The organism is Chryseobacterium gossypii (assembly GCF_041361455.1).
In the GTDB taxonomy this organism is placed as follows: Bacteria; Bacteroidota; Bacteroidia; order Flavobacteriales; family Weeksellaceae; genus Chryseobacterium; species Chryseobacterium gossypii.
This window is the reverse complement of the sequence record NZ_JBGCUR010000010.1, coordinates 21,915-38,474: the sequence shown is the minus strand read 5'-3', so window position 1 is coordinate 38,474 and position 16,560 is coordinate 21,915. Positions and strand designations below refer to the sequence as shown.

General features: G+C 42.6%; 15 protein-coding genes. 7 read left to right on the top strand and 8 right to left on the bottom strand.

Translation table 11 applies throughout. From position 1 onward, the window contains the following. Positions 1 to 2 precede the first annotated feature (2 nt). The 8 genes from ABMQ40_RS07635 to ABMQ40_RS07600 all read right to left on the bottom strand — a co-directional run bounded on the left by ABMQ40_RS07635 (position 3) and on the right by ABMQ40_RS07600 (position 9,337). The gene (locus tag ABMQ40_RS07635) at positions 3 to 1,889 is read right to left on the bottom strand and encodes an AMP-binding protein (protein ID WP_370898188.1); all 1,887 of its coding nucleotides are present in this window, start codon (positions 1,887 to 1,889) and stop codon (positions 3 to 5) included. 151 nt (positions 1,890 to 2,040) lie between these two features. Continuing rightward, entirely contained in the window at positions 2,041 to 2,412 is a 372-nt protein-coding gene (locus ABMQ40_RS07630) for a response regulator transcription factor (protein ID WP_370898186.1), read from the bottom strand. A gap of 8 nt (positions 2,413 to 2,420) precedes the next feature. Continuing rightward, entirely contained in the window at positions 2,421 to 5,123 is a 2,703-nt protein-coding gene (locus tag ABMQ40_RS07625; RefSeq protein WP_370898312.1) for an ATP-binding protein, read from the bottom strand. Then, positions 5,116 to 5,310, bottom strand: coding sequence for a hypothetical protein (locus tag ABMQ40_RS07620; RefSeq protein WP_370898184.1), 195 nt, complete (start codon positions 5,308 to 5,310; stop codon positions 5,116 to 5,118). Before ABMQ40_RS07620 ends, ABMQ40_RS07625 begins: the two co-directional genes overlap by 8 nt. 76 nt (positions 5,311 to 5,386) lie before the next feature. Next, a complete protein-coding gene (locus ABMQ40_RS07615; RefSeq protein ID WP_370898182.1) occupies positions 5,387 to 5,614 on the bottom strand; it encodes a DUF6814 family protein in 228 nt (75 codons plus the stop codon). A 44-nt stretch (positions 5,615 to 5,658) separates the two neighbouring features. Further along, positions 5,659 to 7,239 (bottom strand): MFS transporter, encoded by a 1,581-nt coding sequence (locus tag ABMQ40_RS07610; RefSeq protein WP_370898180.1) that lies wholly within the window; start codon positions 7,237 to 7,239, stop codon positions 5,659 to 5,661. A gap of 49 nt (positions 7,240 to 7,288) precedes the next feature. Beyond that, positions 7,289 to 8,668, bottom strand: a complete 1,380-nt coding sequence (locus tag ABMQ40_RS07605) for a porin (RefSeq protein WP_370898178.1) — start codon at positions 8,666 to 8,668, stop codon at positions 7,289 to 7,291. A gap of 252 nt (positions 8,669 to 8,920) precedes the next feature. After that, entirely contained in the window at positions 8,921 to 9,337 is a 417-nt protein-coding gene (locus ABMQ40_RS07600) for an IS1/IS1595 family N-terminal zinc-binding domain-containing protein (protein WP_370898176.1), read from the bottom strand. A gap of 161 nt (positions 9,338 to 9,498) precedes the next feature. On the opposite strand from ABMQ40_RS07600, the gene ABMQ40_RS07595 reads away from it, so the two are divergent. The 7 genes from ABMQ40_RS07595 (at position 9,499) to ABMQ40_RS07565 (ending at position 16,515) form a co-directional block, all read left to right on the top strand. Beyond that, the gene (locus ABMQ40_RS07595; protein ID WP_370898174.1) at positions 9,499 to 10,176 is read left to right on the top strand and encodes a GNAT family N-acetyltransferase; all 678 of its coding nucleotides are present in this window, start codon (positions 9,499 to 9,501) and stop codon (positions 10,174 to 10,176) included. Then, entirely contained in the window at positions 10,148 to 11,344 is a 1,197-nt protein-coding gene (gene argG, locus ABMQ40_RS07590; protein WP_370898172.1) for an argininosuccinate synthase, read from the top strand. The genes ABMQ40_RS07595 and argG overlap by 29 nt, the downstream gene beginning before the upstream one ends. 66 nt (positions 11,345 to 11,410) lie before the next feature. After that, positions 11,411 to 12,376 carry an N-acetyl-gamma-glutamyl-phosphate reductase gene (gene argC / locus ABMQ40_RS07585; RefSeq protein WP_370898170.1) on the top strand — a complete coding sequence of 322 codons (966 nt, stop codon included), beginning with the start codon at positions 11,411 to 11,413 and terminating at the stop codon, positions 12,374 to 12,376. A gap of 63 nt (positions 12,377 to 12,439) precedes the next feature. After that, complete coding sequence (locus ABMQ40_RS07580) at positions 12,440 to 13,588, top strand: aspartate aminotransferase family protein (RefSeq protein WP_370898168.1); 1,149 nt, start codon at positions 12,440 to 12,442, stop codon at positions 13,586 to 13,588. A gap of 45 nt (positions 13,589 to 13,633) precedes the next feature. Then, the gene (locus ABMQ40_RS07575) at positions 13,634 to 14,611 is read left to right on the top strand and encodes a Rossmann-fold NAD(P)-binding domain-containing protein (RefSeq protein ID WP_370898166.1); all 978 of its coding nucleotides are present in this window, start codon (positions 13,634 to 13,636) and stop codon (positions 14,609 to 14,611) included. A gap of 52 nt (positions 14,612 to 14,663) precedes the next feature. Further along, on the top strand, positions 14,664 to 15,461 hold the full coding sequence (gene argB, locus ABMQ40_RS07570) for an acetylglutamate kinase (RefSeq protein WP_370898164.1): 798 nt from the start codon (positions 14,664 to 14,666) through the stop codon (positions 15,459 to 15,461). Next, positions 15,433 to 16,515 carry a M20 family metallo-hydrolase gene (locus tag ABMQ40_RS07565; RefSeq protein WP_370898162.1) on the top strand — a complete coding sequence of 361 codons (1,083 nt, stop codon included), beginning with the start codon at positions 15,433 to 15,435 and terminating at the stop codon, positions 16,513 to 16,515. Before argB ends, ABMQ40_RS07565 begins: the two co-directional genes overlap by 29 nt. Positions 16,516 to 16,560: the final 45 nt, after the last annotated feature.

The window sequence follows — 16,560 nt, the reverse complement described above, 5'->3', positions numbered from 1 at the left end:
TTTTACATCCTGTACTCTTTGATTTTTTCCTGGATCTCATCAATGATTTTCTCGTCATCAATGGTGGACGGCACCTGGAAATCTTTACCATCCAGCAATGTTCTGATAAGCTTTCTCAGGATTTTCCCCGAACGGGTTTTCGGCAGACGTCTGACGGCCATTACGTTTTTCAGACAGGCAACAGCTCCTATTTTTTCCCGGACTGCCTGGACAATCTCCTTTTCCAGCTGTTGTTCGGAAATCGTGGAGCCATTTTTCAGGACTACAGCCGCAAAGGGAATCTGGCCTTTAAGCTCATCATTGATCCCTACAACAGCGCATTCCGCAACTTGGGGATGGGCTGAAACAATCTCCTCCATTTCTGAGGTTGAAAGCCGGTGCCCAGCCACGTTAATGACATCGTCGACTCTTCCCGTAATGAAAACATATCCGTCTTCATCTTGAATCGCCCCGTCCCCTGAAAAATAATAGCCCTTATACTGTGATAAATAGCTGTTCTGAAAACGTTCACGGTCATTCCATATCCCTGTGAGAGCTCCCGGCGGAAGCGGAAGCCTGATGACAAGGTAACCCTCATGATGGGGGCCAAGCTCAAGCCCGTTTTCGTCAAAAATTTTAATGTCATATCCCGGAATCGGCTTTCCTGCAGATGCCCGCTTGATCTTATAATTGCCGTCGAAAGTCAGCAAGCCCAGCATCGGCCAGCCGGATTCCGTCTGCCACCAATGATCAATGACGGGAACCCTGATGTGCCGGGTAAGCCAGTCCAGGGTCGCTACATCACATCTTTCCCCGGCCAGAAACTGTTTTTTAAAGTTACTCAGATCATATTTTTTTACCAGGTTTCCATCAGGATCCTCCTTTTTGATTGCCCTGATCGCTGTTGGGGCAGTAAACATTACGGATACCTTATATTCTGAGATGATCCTCCAGAAAGTACCGGCATCCGGTGTCATTACCGGTTTCCCTTCAAAGATGATCGTAGTATTTCTGTTGATCAAAGGGCCATAAACCGAGAAGCTATGCCCCACTGCCCAGCCAAAGTCTGAAGCGGCCCAGTAAGTTTCTCCCGGTTCTACTCCGTAAATATATTTCATGGAAAACTTCAGTGCTGTTGCATACCCGCCCGTATCACGGGTAATGCCTTTAGGTTTCCCTGTAGTCCCTGAAGTGTAAAGCAGGTAAAGGGGATGAGTGGATTCTACGGAAACACATTCTGCAGGATTTGATTCCCGGACTAAGGTTTCGTAATCGATCAGCCCTTCAAACATTTCGTGCCGGTTGTCAGCCAGCTTTCTGTTGAAAACGATGATATTGTCAACTTTATCCTGCGCCAGTTCTATTGCTTTTTCCACAAGGGGCAGATACGGGATCCTTTTGGCAACTTCCATGCCTGCGGTGGCCGTGATCAGAGCTTTAGGTTTACAGTCATCAATTCTTACCACCAGTTCATGAGGGGCAAAGCCTCCGAAAACAACATTATGAATGACACCTATTCTGGCGCAGGCAAGCATGGCAAACAGGGTCTGTGGGATCATCGGCATATAGATCACTGCAGTGTCACCCTTCTTCAGCCCTAAAGAAACCAGACCTCCGGCCAGTTTTGAAATCTCTTCCCTGGCTTCGTTGAAAGTATAGGTCGTTTTCTGGCCGGTAACCGGTGAATCATAAATAATGGCAATTTCGTTCCCAAAACCGTCCTCTATATGTTTATCGATACAGAGATAGCACATGTTCAGCTTTCCGTCGGCAAACCATTGAGGATAGTGGCCACCGTTTTCGGAAAGGATCTGCCTGGGAAATTCAGACCATTGGATTTCCCGGGCCTGCTCCTGCCAGAAGCTTTCCCTGTCTTCCATGCTTCTTTTAAATAAGGTATCTGCATTCATAACGCCTTTTATATTTTCATGTTATTGATCATTGAGAAAAGCGAGGCGACACCCGCCCTGAGGATTAAAAAACAGGTTCAGGACAATAGGCCGTAGAATGTTGCCGCTCCTTCTTTACTCTTATTTTTATGTTTGTTCTTATCCTTTATTCTTATTTACCCTGCTCAAGCATTTCCTCAATCTGCTGTATCAGCTTCCTGATTGAATAAGGTTTTGTTACATAGGCATCAGCACCCATACTCAGGCCTTTTTCAATATCTTTCGGGTTATTTTTTGCACTCAGGAAAATAACTTTAGTGTCCTTTAGTCTCTCTTCTTTCTTAATGATTTCCAGGGTGCTGTATCCGTCCAGATTCGGCATCATGATATCCAGCAGGATGGCATCAGGAACCATTGTTTTCAGAAAATCCAGAACTTCGGTTCCGTCCCGGGCAATATAGACGTCATAGCCGTTCTTTTTAAAGCTATATTCCAGTGACATCAATATTTTGTGTTCATCATCTGCAATAATTATCTTTTTCATAATGGTTCTTAATGGTGTTCAACTTCATTTTTGATCTTTTTTATTACTTTTTCAGGAATACTTATGGTAAAGGTCACACCCAGCCCGCTGTTTTCAGCTTTTATGGTCCCGCCATGAGCCTGCACGATTTTTTTGGAGATTGCCAGCCCGAGTCCGCTTCCTGTAGGTTTTAAAATATTCTGGTTTCTGGATTGGTAAAACTTGTCAAAGATCATTTCCAGATCCTCCTCAGGGATAAGTTTGCCTGTATTGAAGATCTTGATGATCAGCCTGTTTTCCTTTTCGGATAATTTGGTCTGTATGGTTCCCTGTTCTTCGGTAAATTTCAGGGCATTTCCTATAATATTCTGAAACAGCTGAATCATTCTTGCTTCGTCATATTCAAATAAAGGCTGGCTCAGGAGGTTGACCTCGCTCAGATGGATATTTCTCTGCTGTATCAGGTGGAGCAGAGGCTTTAATGCTTTTTTATAGGTTTCAATAATATTATTTTGCTGAACATGCAGGGCAATCTCCCCGTGCTCCAGCTTGTCAAGGTAAAGGATATCGTTGATGATTTCACTTAACCTGTCGGATTCTGTAATGATATTATTTAAAAACTCTTTTTTGATCTCCAAAGGAATATCATCGTCATCGGCCAGGATTTCCCCTGCGGACCGGATGGCGGTGATCGGGGTTCTCAGTTCATGGGCAACGGAATCCAGGAAGTCATCTTTTTGGCGGTCCTTTATCATTAGATTTTCGTTGGCCATTCTCAGGTCGCTGGAAAGCTTCTGCAATTCCTGAGACTGTTCCGTAAGCTTTTTATTAAGAATAATATTTTCTTTGGATTCTTCCAGAATATTTAAAACCTCTTTTAAAGAAATTTTATCCTCCTTGGTAACGCCCTCGATTAGAATTTTAGCGGAAGCGGTACCGATCCTTCCTGCTAGAAGATTTTCCGAGAATTTGATGAATCTTGAATCGGCGGTGTCTGTCTGAGAATCAATGTTATATTTCAGGTTGAAGATCCTTAGGGCCTGTTCCGTCTTGTTTTTACCTAAAAAACGTTCCAGAATGTTTTTGATATCCGAGATATAAGCTGTTCCACGCCAGATAAAGGCGTTCTCATGGTTCTGGATATATTGATCAATATCCACATACAGCTCGGCGAAATTCCTTTCGCGGTAATTCCCCTTCGTGCTTACGGAAATAATGGCAAATAAGCCTGTATTAACGAGCATCGACCAGAAGAAGATCTGAGAGATCCTGCTCAAATAAGGGATTGTGAAAAAATCAAAAGTGTCATACATATCTCTTAAAATCCCTTTAAATTCCTGGTTATAAGAGAAATAGTACTGGGGGATGATCAGCCCGAAATAGCAGATGACAAGCCCCGTCACCAGCCCCGTAACAGCTCCTTTATAGCTTCCCCTTCTCCAGAATAATGCTCCAAAAAAGGCCGGAGCGAGCTGCGAAATCACTACAAAAGAGATCAACCCTACTGAATTTAGTGAAGTTTTCAGAATAAAGTACTTATAGAAGACAAAAGCCATGATAATCAGGGCGAAAATGCTGATTTTCCTGATATTGGTAATATTCCGGGTATTCTGAACCTCATTTTCGGATTTGAATTTTCCCAGCAGGCCGTAAGGGATGACCAGATTATTGGAAAGCATGATTGATAAGGTGATCGCTGAAATAATGATCATCGAAATGCAGGAACTTAAGCCTCCCAGGAATACGCAAACAGTGATGAAAGTATTGTTGAAATGCTGCGGGATCAATATAGAATAAAATTCGGGATTCACTTTATGCCCGTCAAAGATCAGTCTGCCACCCCAGGCAATCGGAAAAATAAAGATGGTGAAAATCAATAGATAAAGCGGGAAAAACCAGATAGCTGTTTTGATATGCTTTTCCTGTCTGTTTTCTACTATTGCAGTATGGAACTGCCGTGGAAGGATACAGATGGCCGTGGCCGAGATCATGCACATTACCATCCAGTTCAATGCCCCTTCAATTCCGTTGAACGTATTTTTCTCCTTAAAATCCTCAAATCGGCTTGCTTTCTCATAGATGTCCGAAAATCCGTTGAATACAAAATAGATCACAAATATCCCAAGAATAATGATAAAGAAAAGCTTTAGAAAGCTCTCCAGTGCAATTGCAGAGATAATGCCCAGTCGCTTTTCGGAGGCATCCACGTATCTTGTCCCGTAATATGAGGAAAACAATGCGATCAAAACAACCACAAAGGTAGCGTTGTCGGTAAGGATATTTTGTGACATTGAGGTTTCCGTTACCAGATGGAAGGTTTCGGAAATAGCTTTGATCTGCATGCTGATATAGGGAACGATGGCCAGCAGGCATACTATCGTAATAATGGCGCTGAGGCTTCTGCTGTTTCCGTATCTCAGCGAGATAAAATCCGCCAGGCTGCTTATTTTGTTGATCCTTGAAATTCTCACGATCCTGGTATTAATATAGATCCATGCAGGAATAATCATGGCAGGGCCGATATAAATCGGCAAATAGTTCAACCCGCTTGTGGCCGCAACGCCAATGCTTCCGTAATACGTCCAGGCTGTACAGTATACGGCCAGAGACAGAGCATAGATATAAGGATTATTGATCCAAAGCTTGCTTTTCTTCTTTTCTGCCAGGTAAGCAACCAGGAACAAAAGTGCCAGGTAAAATAAGACTACAAAAAATAACACGAAACTACTCATCATACTTTTTTACGATTACAAAAGTGATAATGATAGAAACCATCCAGACAGCGAACATATAGATCAGGATCATCGGATATCCGACAATCTCCTTTTCACTATTGAATAATAATGAAACGGGGATACTGAATGCCACCATCATTCCGATACTCAGGATGATCAGTTTTTGTTCGTGTCTTTTTTTCATAGATGATCATTGATTAAAGATAATTGATGAACAGATATCAGATCATTCATCAATTATCAATAATCTTTATAAATAATTATACTTTGTCGTCAGAATATTCCCCCGTTAATGAGTAATAACCGAAAACTGCCATTCCCCCCGAAATAATCGGCATTAATACAAACAGGATAATGATCCCGAATACCAGATCTTCCTGCTTCCCGGAGGTGATTTTCGGGATCCCCAATACGGTTATTCCGAAATATCCCACTACCAGAGCAATGGCGATCCAAACAAAACCTAATATTTTTTTTAGTCCGTTCATTTTTAATTGTTTTAAAATTAATAAAAAATTAAGTGATTTTATGCTTAATCGTGGATATTATTGTTCTTATTTTTAAGATAGAACAATCCGATGATCAAGCAGACGGCGGCCACACCAATGGGATACCAAAGCCCCTGAAGATACCAGGTGGGATGTCCCGCATCCTTTCCTTCCGTAACAAGATAAGTGGCCACTGCCGGAAGAAGTCCCCCGAATACCCCGTTCCCGATATGGTATGGAAGAGACATTGAGGTATACCGGATCCGTACAGGGAACATTTCCACGAGGAATGCGGCAATAGGTCCGTATACCATTGTCACAAAGATCACCTGGATAAATACCAGGAATATCAGGTACCACTTGGTATTATCAGCTAGTTTGATAGATTGTGAAACTTTTGGTTCTTCCACTTTTCCATCCTTTATCACGGGCCCGGATGGCGACCAGTGTACAATACTGTCTTTTTTAATTAAAGTTCCGTCTGTATAAAGACTTTCCTTATGGAAGGTTATCAAGCTGTCCGTTGTAACCTTATCATGGATCTTAGCGGTCCTTTTTTCGGTAATTCCGTTGGCAGCCAGGGTTTTGCCTTCAATGTTGATGCTTTTGAACATACTGTCGTAAATGGGTCTGTAGGCTAAAATTGCGATCAGCATTCCCGTCATCATCACCGCCTTCCGTCCGACCTTGTCTGAAAGCCAGCCGAAAAACACGAAGAAAGGAGTTCCTAAGAATAATGCTGTAGCCATTAGGGAATCTACCTGTGCAGATTCCACGTTCATTACCTTTTGAAGGAAGCTCATGGCATAGAACTGCCCGGTATACCATATTACCCCTTGCCCCATGGCGGCTCCGAAGAGAGCCAGCAATACAAATTTAAAATTATACTTATGTCCGAAACTTTCCTTCAAAGGGTTTTTAGAGGTTTTCCCTTCGCTTTTGGCCTTGGCAAAAAGTGGTGATTCCTTCATGTTTTTTCTGATGATATAGGAAACCCCAACCATCAATATCGAAATCCAGAACGGGACTCTCCATCCCCAGCCATCAAATTCTTCTGCGGAAAGAGTGGTTTTGGTTACCAGGATTACGATTAATGAAATGAAAAGTCCGGCCGTAGCGGTAGTTTGGATCCATGAAGTCCAGTAGCCTCTTTTGTGGGGTTGTGCGTATTCAGCAACATAAGTTGCAGCGCCTCCGTATTCCCCTCCCAGAGCCAGCCCTTGCAGCAATCTTAAAATCAATACCAGGACCGGAGCCAGAAATCCGATTGTTTCATAGCTTGGGATGCAGCCTATAAGAAATGTGGAGAATCCCATGATTAATAAAGTTACAAGGAATGTATACTTTCTTCCGATAAGGTCTCCCAGTCTTCCGAAAAACAGGGCTCCGAAAGGCCTGACCACAAACCCGGCCGCAAAGGTGGCCAGTGTGGATAAAAAGGCGGCGGTGGGATTATCCGCAGGGAAAAATTTAGTTGCCAAAACAACGGCCAGACTTCCGAATATATAGAAGTCATACCATTCTATCAATGTACCAAGTGATGAGGCAGTGATCACACTCCAGATGGTGCGGTTTTTTTGCCTGTTGGTCATATTCTCGTAGTTTTCGTAGTGCTTTTCGCTCATATTTGCTTGATTTTGCTATTGATTAAACTGATATTGTCATCCTGTGTTTTTAAAGATAAATTTGAAACTGAACAATAAATTCTCCTTTTGATGAAGGGCTATCTGCGGGGCTGGTATAGACCGGCCTTGTTGAATACTGGGTCGTGATTTTTGCATGATGTCCATCGATGAACCAGTTGGCGCCCACATCAAATTGTGAGGAGGATTTGTCAAACGCTTCAAAGTTTTTATAAGTATAGGCCGCGAAAGGTTGTATCCTGATTTTAGGCTTCTCTGCCTGGTTAGGCAGTAGCAGACCTGCCTGGGCATAGATAATATTACCTGTTCCTATGGTGGGCTGCAGATTCCCGGGCCCTGCAAGCGCTTTGTTACCCGTAAAGTTAGGATCAGCAGAAGCGATATTCATAATTCCGAGGTTTCTTACGTAGTTGGGCCCGAACTGGTAATTGTAATAGCCTGCATAAGCTGTAACTGCCATCTTGTTCCTGGCATTGCCCAAAGGAATATCGGCGAAAGCATCCACTGCGACAAGAGTAATGTCGTGTTTCTCAATATTGGAATTGACGGAAGTCCTTGTTCCGTCCGCCTGATGATAGAATCCTGCGCCGATGTTGAAAACCTTTTTTGTTCCCAGATAAGAACCAACTTTAAAAGGAAGCGTATTGGCTTCTTCATCAAAGAACTGATATTCAACGTATCCTGCCTTTGAAAAACTTGGATTTCCGTTGTTGTCTACGGCTACGGCTTTTGCCGGATCCGTCACATTGGCAGGAACCAGATCTGTAGCGAATGGTTTATTTAAGCTGAAACGGTATTCCAGCTTTCCGTATTTCCCTTTGGCGAACATCCCAAGCTGTCTGGCAAACTGATCTGAGTTGTCTATCAGCGGCCAGGTGAAAATAGGAGAATCAACAGTAAGGAAATTCAGGGTGGAAGCCATGGTCATACGGGAAAGCCCCATGTAATAATGGAGCCCGGCTCCTAAGGACAGACTGAATTTTCCGGCTTCTCCGGGTAAAACAACAGCATATTCATTCCAGGCATCATGGAAAAACATCTGTGGCTTTTTACCATTTCCGTAGCCTCCGGTCCCGGAAGTTCCCGAACCACCCCCGTTAATAAATGTCTGATTATTAATACCAAAATGCGCCAGGATCATATATCTTTTGGAGATCTGTGCATAGGCTAAAGCCCGGAGTCTCCGGTTTCCCAGACTCCAGGAATTGTCTGTGGCTTCGCCTCCCACCATGCTTCCCGGATTCATTTCCGTATTCCGTAACCAAAACTGATCCCATAAAATAAATCTGACGTATTTATCACCCTGCTGGTTGAGGTTTAGTTTCAATCCGCTTCCATAATCAGGAGAGCCCTGGGAATATAAAGAATTGCTGATTAGAGACAATCCAATAAATATTAATATTTTCTTCATAAATTATTAATTATTTGGCTGTTGTTTTATGAATACCAAATTGTAACTAATAGTTTTATTTAGAAAATTTAATATATATTTATGGTAAGAATATAGTTTTTTTAGTTATAAGTTATGAATTATGAGTTATGAATTTAAAATTATTGAGAGATCTGAATCAAAATTAAAGATGTATATCATGCATAATAAATTGACTATCATGTTTCTATAACTCATAACTCATATTTATAACTTATAACCCTCTCACTCCTCCTATTTTTTAAACCTTTCCCATTTGATCAGCATATACTTGTCTGCAAACTGAGTGATGATAATTCCGGAATTTCTGATGTTTTCCTCCTGGGACATATATTCGATCAATTCATTTTGTTTTAAAATTTTGTAAACCGGATGAAATCCGGAATGAGGTGGCCTGGTGATGTTGTATTTCTTGATCCAGGAGCTTATGGTAACATGGGAAACCCCGATGATCCTTTCTATTTCACGATAGCTTAGTCCTTCAAGGTGGAGCTGTAAAGCTTTTGTTACATAGTAGTCATTAATCTGTTTTCCAAGCTTTTTAACGGTGAAATAATAATTGCAATCCTTGCAATGGAAGCGTTGTTTTTCATTAACGATCCCGCTTTTTACAATTCTGTTGCTGTTACATTTCGGGCAATTATTTTCCATAGCTATACATATTTAGCAAATATATAATTATTTAGCAAAATAATAAAACTAATCAAAGATAATTTTACCTGATTATTTTTTTAATCCAAAAAAAATATCTTTTTAATTTGTTTTTTAAAGAAATTATATTTTAAATTTGCCGCAAAATTTAGATAAATCAAATGGAAATAGAAGTTTCCTCATGCCAGCATCTGGTGTATGTAAGTGAAATACAGCAGGAAATGTATGATTCTGCACAGCGGAGAGGGACAGGGATCGCGAAACGTTCGCTGGAATATCTGAGCAAGAAGATTTCAGAAGGCAATGCCGTAGTGGCCACTGAAAATGGCGAATGGGTGGGATTCTGCTACATAGAGACCTGGTCTCATGGGCAGTTTGTGGCCAATTCAGGATTAATAGTATCCCCGAGATTCAGGAACAAGGGAGTTGCTACCAGGATTAAACATAAGATCTTCCAGCTGTCCAGAGAAAAATATCCGGATGCGAAAGTATTCGGGCTAACAACAGGCCTTGCCGTAATGAAGATCAACAGTGATCTGGGCTATAAACCCGTAATATATTCTGAACTGACGCAGGATGAGGAATTCTGGAACGGCTGTAAGAGCTGTATCAATTATGATATTCTTACACAAAAGGAACGTAAGAATTGTCTGTGTACGGCAATGCTTTTTGTTCCTGAAAAGTTGAATAAACATGAGGAAGGGCATCAATGGCCACAAAATGAATATAACAATGAAATAAGCAAGGCAGACACCGGACACCTTACACAGGATTCTGCCGGTGAGTGTAAAAACAATAAAAGGAGATCAGATGAAAAAGAAAGTCGTCTTAGCGTTTAGTGGAGGTTTGGATACCTCATACTGTGCCAAATATCTCAGTGAAGTACTGGGGTATGAGGTGTATGCAGTAACTGTGAATACCGGAGGTTTTTCTAAGGAAGAGGAAAAGGAGCTGGAGAAAAGGGCCTTACAGCTTGGGGTGAAAGAATACAGGTGTGTAGACGCTCAGGAAGATTACTACAATTCTTGTGTGAAGTATCTGATTTTCGGGAATGTGCTTAAAAATAATACCTATCCGCTTTCCGTAAGCGCTGAGCGAACTGTCCAGGCGCAGGAAATTGCGAAATATGCCATTGAAGCGGGAGCCGATGCCATTGCCCACGGAAGTACCGGGGCCGGAAATGATCAGGTTCGTTTTGACCTGATCTTCGGGGTCATGTGTCCGGATATAGAAATCATCACACCGATACGTGATATGGCTTTATCCAGGGATGAAGAGATAGGGTTTTTGAAAAGCCATGGTTACGATATGGAGTTCCGGAAAGCAGAATATTCTGTGAATAAAGGCCTTTGGGGAACTTCAGTAGGGGGAAAGGAAACCCTGACCTCGGGAAGCTACTTACCTGAGGAGGCGTTTCCGTCCAGAGCAGAGGCCACCCGGCCTTCAGACCTGGAAATTGAATTTAAGAAAGGGGAAATTGCAGCTGTAAATGGGAAAAGCTTTAAACATCCTGTCAATGCCATTCAGGAAATTGAAAGATTAGCATCCGCTTACGGGATCGGGCGGGATATCCATGTAGGAGATACCATTGTTGGAATCAAAGGAAGGGTAGGTTTTGAAGCAGCAGCCGCTACCGTGATCATCAAAGCGCATCACCTGCTTGAAAAGCATACGCTTTCCAAATATCAGCAGATGATGAAATCCCAGTTGTCTGACTGGTATGGTAACTGGCTGCATGAGGCTCTTTTCCTGGATCCGGTAATGAGAAATATAGAGGCTTTTTTGACAGATTCCCAAAAAACGGTCACCGGAAAGGTCTTTGTAACTCTTTATCCGTACAGGTTTATTCTAAACGGAATTGAATCCCCTCATGATCTGATGTCTGACAGATTCGGGAGCTACGGTGAGGCCAACAGGGCCTGGACCGGAGAAGATGTGAAAGGATATACGAAGATTATAGGCAATTCTTTAAACATATATCATCAGATCAATCAGGGGATCAAATAATGTCAATTAAGATGGAACAGAATGCCATCAAACAGTTCAATAAAGACAGGGCATGGCCCAACATATATGAAAAAAACAGTAGGAATTGTAGGCGCGAATGGTTATACCGGGAGTGAGCTGGTGCGCCTGCTGGCCTTCCATCCTTTTGTAACGTTGAGTTTTTTATATAGCCGTTCTCATCCGGGGATGAAAATTTCAGATTTGTACCCGGATCTGACGGCGGTTTGTGAAAAGGCTTTAACAGATGAACCCGGGGACGTGGATATTCTTTTCCTTTGCCTTCCCCATAAGGAAAGCCGGAACTGGCTCAGCCAAAACCGTATCGGAAAAGAAACTTTAGTGATTGATCTGGGAAATGATTTCCGCCTTGATGGAGGCTTTGGAGACAGGGATTTTATCTACGGATTGCCGGAAATCAATAAAAAACAACTGCAAGAAGCAAAGAGCATTGCAAATCCCGGATGTTTTGCTACCGCGATACAGTTAGCATTACTGCCGTTAGCGGAAAAAGGAATATTGGATGAGGTCTTTACAACCGGAATCACAGGCTCCACAGGGGCAGGACAATCTCTTCAGGCAACGACGCATTTTACCTGGCGGAATGATAACATTTCAGCATACAAAACCTTGAAACACCAGCATGCGGATGAAATTCTGAATCAATTGACGCGATTGAACCATAAAAATATCGATCTGAATTTTGTACCGTGGCGAGGAGATTTTGCAAGAGGTATTTTTACAAGCTCTACCCTGAAGACAAGCCTGGAACTTTCCTCCCTGGAGCAGCTGTTTCAGGATTTTTATGAGGATGAACCTTTTGTAAAGGTAAGCGGTAATGCAATAGATCTGAAACAGGTGGTCAATACCAACCGCTGTGTGATACAAATTGAAAAAAACGGAAATGTTGCAGTGATCCACTCGGCTATTGATAATTTACTGAAAGGGGCTTCCGGACAGGCAGTACAGAATATGAATATTGCTATGGGATGGGACGAATATTTAGGGTTAAACTTAAAGCCGGTCGCATTTTAAATTTTAGCGGAAGTCTATTATGCACTTATTACCGGGGAACAGAAGAAATCAATTAAAATAAAGATGAATTTATTTAACGTATATCCATTGTTTAATATAAATCCTGTAAAAGCCCGGGGATCGTTTCTCTGGGATGATAAAGGACAACAATATCTTGATTTCTACGGAGGTCATGCGGTGATCTCCATCGGGCACAGCCATCCGTACTATCAAAATAAACTGAAGGAGCAGCTGGAAAAGATCTCTTTCTATTCCAATTCTGTTCAGAATGATCTGCAAACGGAGCTGGCAGAAAAGCTAGGCAGGCTTTCAGGATATGCGGATTACAGTCTTTTTCTGTGTAATTCCGGTGCTGAGGCCAATGAAAATGCCCTTAAGCTCGCTTCATTCCATAATAGAAGAAGTAAAGTGCTTTATTTTTCGGGCTCATTCCACGGAAGAACTTCCGCAGCGGTTTCCGTGACTGATAATCCCAAGATCGTGGCTCCTGTAAACCATTCCGAAAGGTTTATCAGGTGTGAATGGGATGATGCCGAAGAGCTTGAAAGGATTTTTAAAGCCCGGGGAAATGAAATTTCATCCGTTATCATTGAAGGGATCCAGGGTGTAGGAGGAGTCGTCATCCCCGCAGCAGGATTTTTATCCCGGATTAAAGCATTGTGTGACGAATACAATACGCTTTTGATCTTAGATGAGGTTCAGTCGGGGTATGGAAGAACCGGACATTTTTTTGCTCATCAGGAATTTGGGATCAGGCCGGATATCATTACCACGGCAAAAGGTATGGGGAACGGTTTCCCGGTGGGAGGGGTATTGATTCATCCGAAATTTCAGGCCAGCAGCGGTTTATTGGGAACAACCTTTGGCGGAAATCATCTGGCCTGCGCAGCGGCAATTGCAGTGCTGGATGTGATGGAAGAAGAAAACCTTATTGAAAACGCCCGGAAAATGGGAGATTATATCGAAAATGAGATAAAAGCCTTTCCGCACATTGCCTCGATCAGGAGGAAAGGGCTGATGATCGGGATCGGGCTGGACAGGGACTGCTCGGAAGTAAGGAAAAGCCTGTTATATGATCATCATATCTTCACAGGAAACTCTAATGATAAAACTGTTTTGAGGGTTCTCCCGGCCCTTAATATCGGGAAAAAGGAAGCGGATATTTTCATCCTTGCGTTGAAAACCGTTCTGGATAAAATTAACGGTCAATAGGCAGTGAGCGCATAGTTGCCATATTGCCAGAAAAAAAATCAATCAATGAAAAATTTTACCTCTGTGAGTGATGTTGAAAACTTGCAGCAAATCATAGAAAAAGCATTATATATTAAAGATCATCCGCTTTCCGGACAGGAAAAAGGAAAGGGGAAAACCATAGGGCTGGTATTTTTAAATTCAAGCCTGAGAACGCGTCTGAGCAGCCAGATTGCAGCCCAGAACCTGGGCTTGAATGTTCTGACCTTAAATGCGGCGCAGGAAGCCTGGAACCTGGAGTTTGCAGACGGGGCTGTGATGAACGGGGATACGGTGGAGCATATCAGAGATGCCATTGAAGTACTGAACCAATATTGCGATATTATTGCCGTCCGGTGCTTTGCAGGTATGAAGAATAAGGAAGATGACGTCAATGAAAATATACTGAGCCAGTTCCTGAAATATGCCAGAGTACCGGTTGTTTCACTGGAATCTGCTACCCGCCACCCCCTGCAGAGCCTTGCGGATTGTATCACCATCACCGAAAACTGGAAAGAACGGCGCAAGCCGAAAGTTGTGCTTACCTGGGCCCCACATATCAAGCCGATTGCCCAGGCGGTTGCCAACTCCTTTACGGAATGGATGCAGCAAATGGATGTCGACTTTATCATTACCAATCCTGAAGGATATGATCTTGATAAAAGCTTTACCAAAGCTACGCCGGTAATCCACAACCAGGAAGAAGCCCTGAAAGATGCTGATTTTGTTTATGTAAAAAACTGGTCCTCCTTTGATGAATACGCGGCAATGCCTGAAGTAAAAGAAAACTGGATGCTGACCAATGAAAAGCTGACCAGAACCTGTCAGGCCAAAGTAATGCATTGCCTTCCGGTGCGAAGGAATGTGGAATTAAGTGATGAAGTGATGGACAGTGAAAACTCCGTTATTTATCAGCAGGCGAAGAACCGGATCTTTTCCGCCCAGGCCGTGTTCAGTGAGATCTTAGATGAAATCTGCTCAGCTGAAAATGGTAGCGGATCTTAAAACGGGAACCGGCCGGGATCTTACAGGAATCAATGTTTAAACGATTAATAAAATGAAATCCAAAATATACATCGTAAAAATAGGAGGAGCCCTGATTGATGATGAGGTGCTGCTGGACCGGTTTTTAGAGCAGTTCTCAGGGATCAGAGAGAGGAAAATACTTATACATGGCGGGGGAAAGCTGGCAACGACCTTAGCTGATAAACTGGGGATAGAGCAAAAAATGATAAATGGAAGGAGAATTACGGATAAGGATACCCTGGATATCGTAACAATGGTATATGCAGGAAGCATCAATAAAAATATTGTGGCCAGGCTTCAACAGAAGGACTGTAACGCCATAGGGCTTTCCGGTGCGGACGGGAATATCATCCGGGCCGGAAAAAGGAAGCATCCTGATATTGATTTCGGATTTGTAGGAGATATTGACAGGAAAGATGTCAATGTTGAACTTATTTCAGCGTTGACAGGCCTTGGCCTGGTGCCAGTCTTCTCTGCAATCACACACGATAAAAAAGGGAATCTGTTAAACACCAATGCAGATACCATTGCTTCCGTCATTGCACAGGCCCTGGCAGGGTTCTATGATGTGGAATTGCTATACTGCTTTGATAAGGCAGGGGTATTACAGGATGTGAATGACCCGGGATCTGTTTTAAAAGCTGTTTCAGAGACGGGATTTATTGCTTTAAAAAAAGAAGGAAAACTGCATAAAGGGATATTACCCAAACTGGAGAACGCACTGGAAGCCGTAAAAAATAATGTAAATAAAGTATTCCTGATTAAGGAGACACAATTGAAGAACCATATAGAAGATCATCATGAAGGAACTGAAATCCGTTTACAGTAGGGAAGAGATGCTGAATAATGCGGTCGGGCTGCTTAAAGCATTGATCGGTATACCTTCATTTAGCAAAGATGAATACCATACCTCTGTGGAGATTGAAAACTTTTTCAAAAGATACAACATTCCCACGAAGCGTTTTAAGAACAATATCTGGGCGGTGAACAAAGCTTTTGATATTTCCAAACCGTCCATCCTGCTGAATACCCATCACGATACGGTAAAACCGAATAAGGCATATACCCTGGATCCGTTTTTACCGGTTGAAAAAGACGGGAAACTATACGGATTGGGAAGCAACGATGCAGGAGGTTCTCTGGTTTCCATGGTGCAGGTTTTTCTGTACTTTTATGAAAGAGAAAATTTAAAGTATAACTTAATTATTGCCCTGACAGCCGAAGAAGAGATTTCGGGGTTTAACGGGATTGAAGCTTTGTTCCCACAGTTACCGGATGTGGAGCTTGCCATTGTGGGAGAACCCACACAGATGCATCTTGCCATTGCGGAAAAAGGACTTCTGGTGATTGACGGGGAGATGAAGGGGACGCCATCCCATGCCGCTCATCCTAATGATGATCATTCAATTGTGAAGTGCATGGAAGATCTGCAGCATATCCTGAATTTTAAGTTTCCAAAAGTTTCGGAATACCTGGGAGAGGTTAAAATTACCCTTTCGGGAATCCATGCAGGAGTGCAGCACAATGTTGTTCCCGAGTCGTGTACCTTTACCCTCGATGTGAGGGTTACAGATGAATATTCTAATAAGGAGGTGTTTGAAATTATAAAGTCGCAAATGAAATCAACGCTTACGGCAAGGTCTTTCAGGCTGAATTCTTCAAAAATTGAAATGGAGCATCCTTTCGTACAGGCAGGGCTGGAAGCCGGGAGAACGGTTTACGGATCTCCTACTTCATCGGACCAGGCCATTATCCCCTGTACCTCAGTGAAACTCGGCCCCGGGGACAGCACACGTTCCCATACGGCGGATGAATACATCTATATAAAAGAAATAGAAGAAGGAATTGATATTTATATTCAGATTTTGGAGAAGGTTTTATAAAATATGAAAGTTCAGACCATATCTGATCCGACATCTGAGACCGGC

Bases quoted from the DNA above. Each gene is read 5' to 3' on its own strand.
- ABMQ40_RS07635 (WP_370898188.1), bottom strand. From the start codon at position 1,889: ATGAATGCAGATACCTTATTTAAAAGAAGCATGGAAGACAGGGAAAGC.
- ABMQ40_RS07630 (WP_370898186.1), bottom strand. From the start codon at position 2,412: ATGAAAAAGATAATTATTGCAGATGATGAACACAAAATATTGATGTCA.
- ABMQ40_RS07625 (WP_370898312.1), bottom strand. From the start codon at position 5,123: ATGAGTAGTTTCGTGTTATTTTTTGTAGTCTTATTTTACCTGGCACTT.
- ABMQ40_RS07620 (WP_370898184.1), bottom strand. From the start codon at position 5,310: ATGAAAAAAAGACACGAACAAAAACTGATCATCCTGAGTATCGGAATG.
- ABMQ40_RS07615 (WP_370898182.1), bottom strand. From the start codon at position 5,614: ATGAACGGACTAAAAAAAATATTAGGTTTTGTTTGGATCGCCATTGCT.
- ABMQ40_RS07610 (WP_370898180.1), bottom strand. From the start codon at position 7,239: ATGAGCGAAAAGCACTACGAAAACTACGAGAATATGACCAACAGGCAA.
- ABMQ40_RS07605 (WP_370898178.1), bottom strand. From the start codon at position 8,668: ATGAAGAAAATATTAATATTTATTGGATTGTCTCTAATCAGCAATTCT.
- ABMQ40_RS07600 (WP_370898176.1), bottom strand. From the start codon at position 9,337: ATGGAAAATAATTGCCCGAAATGTAACAGCAACAGAATTGTAAAAAGC.
- ABMQ40_RS07595 (WP_370898174.1), top strand. From the start codon at position 9,499: ATGGAAATAGAAGTTTCCTCATGCCAGCATCTGGTGTATGTAAGTGAA.
- argG (WP_370898172.1), top strand. From the start codon at position 10,148: ATGAAAAAGAAAGTCGTCTTAGCGTTTAGTGGAGGTTTGGATACCTCA.
- argC (WP_370898170.1), top strand. From the start codon at position 11,411: ATGAAAAAAACAGTAGGAATTGTAGGCGCGAATGGTTATACCGGGAGT.
- ABMQ40_RS07580 (WP_370898168.1), top strand. From the start codon at position 12,440: ATGAATTTATTTAACGTATATCCATTGTTTAATATAAATCCTGTAAAA.
- ABMQ40_RS07575 (WP_370898166.1), top strand. From the start codon at position 13,634: ATGAAAAATTTTACCTCTGTGAGTGATGTTGAAAACTTGCAGCAAATC.
- argB (WP_370898164.1), top strand. From the start codon at position 14,664: ATGAAATCCAAAATATACATCGTAAAAATAGGAGGAGCCCTGATTGAT.
- ABMQ40_RS07565 (WP_370898162.1), top strand. From the start codon at position 15,433: ATGAAGGAACTGAAATCCGTTTACAGTAGGGAAGAGATGCTGAATAAT.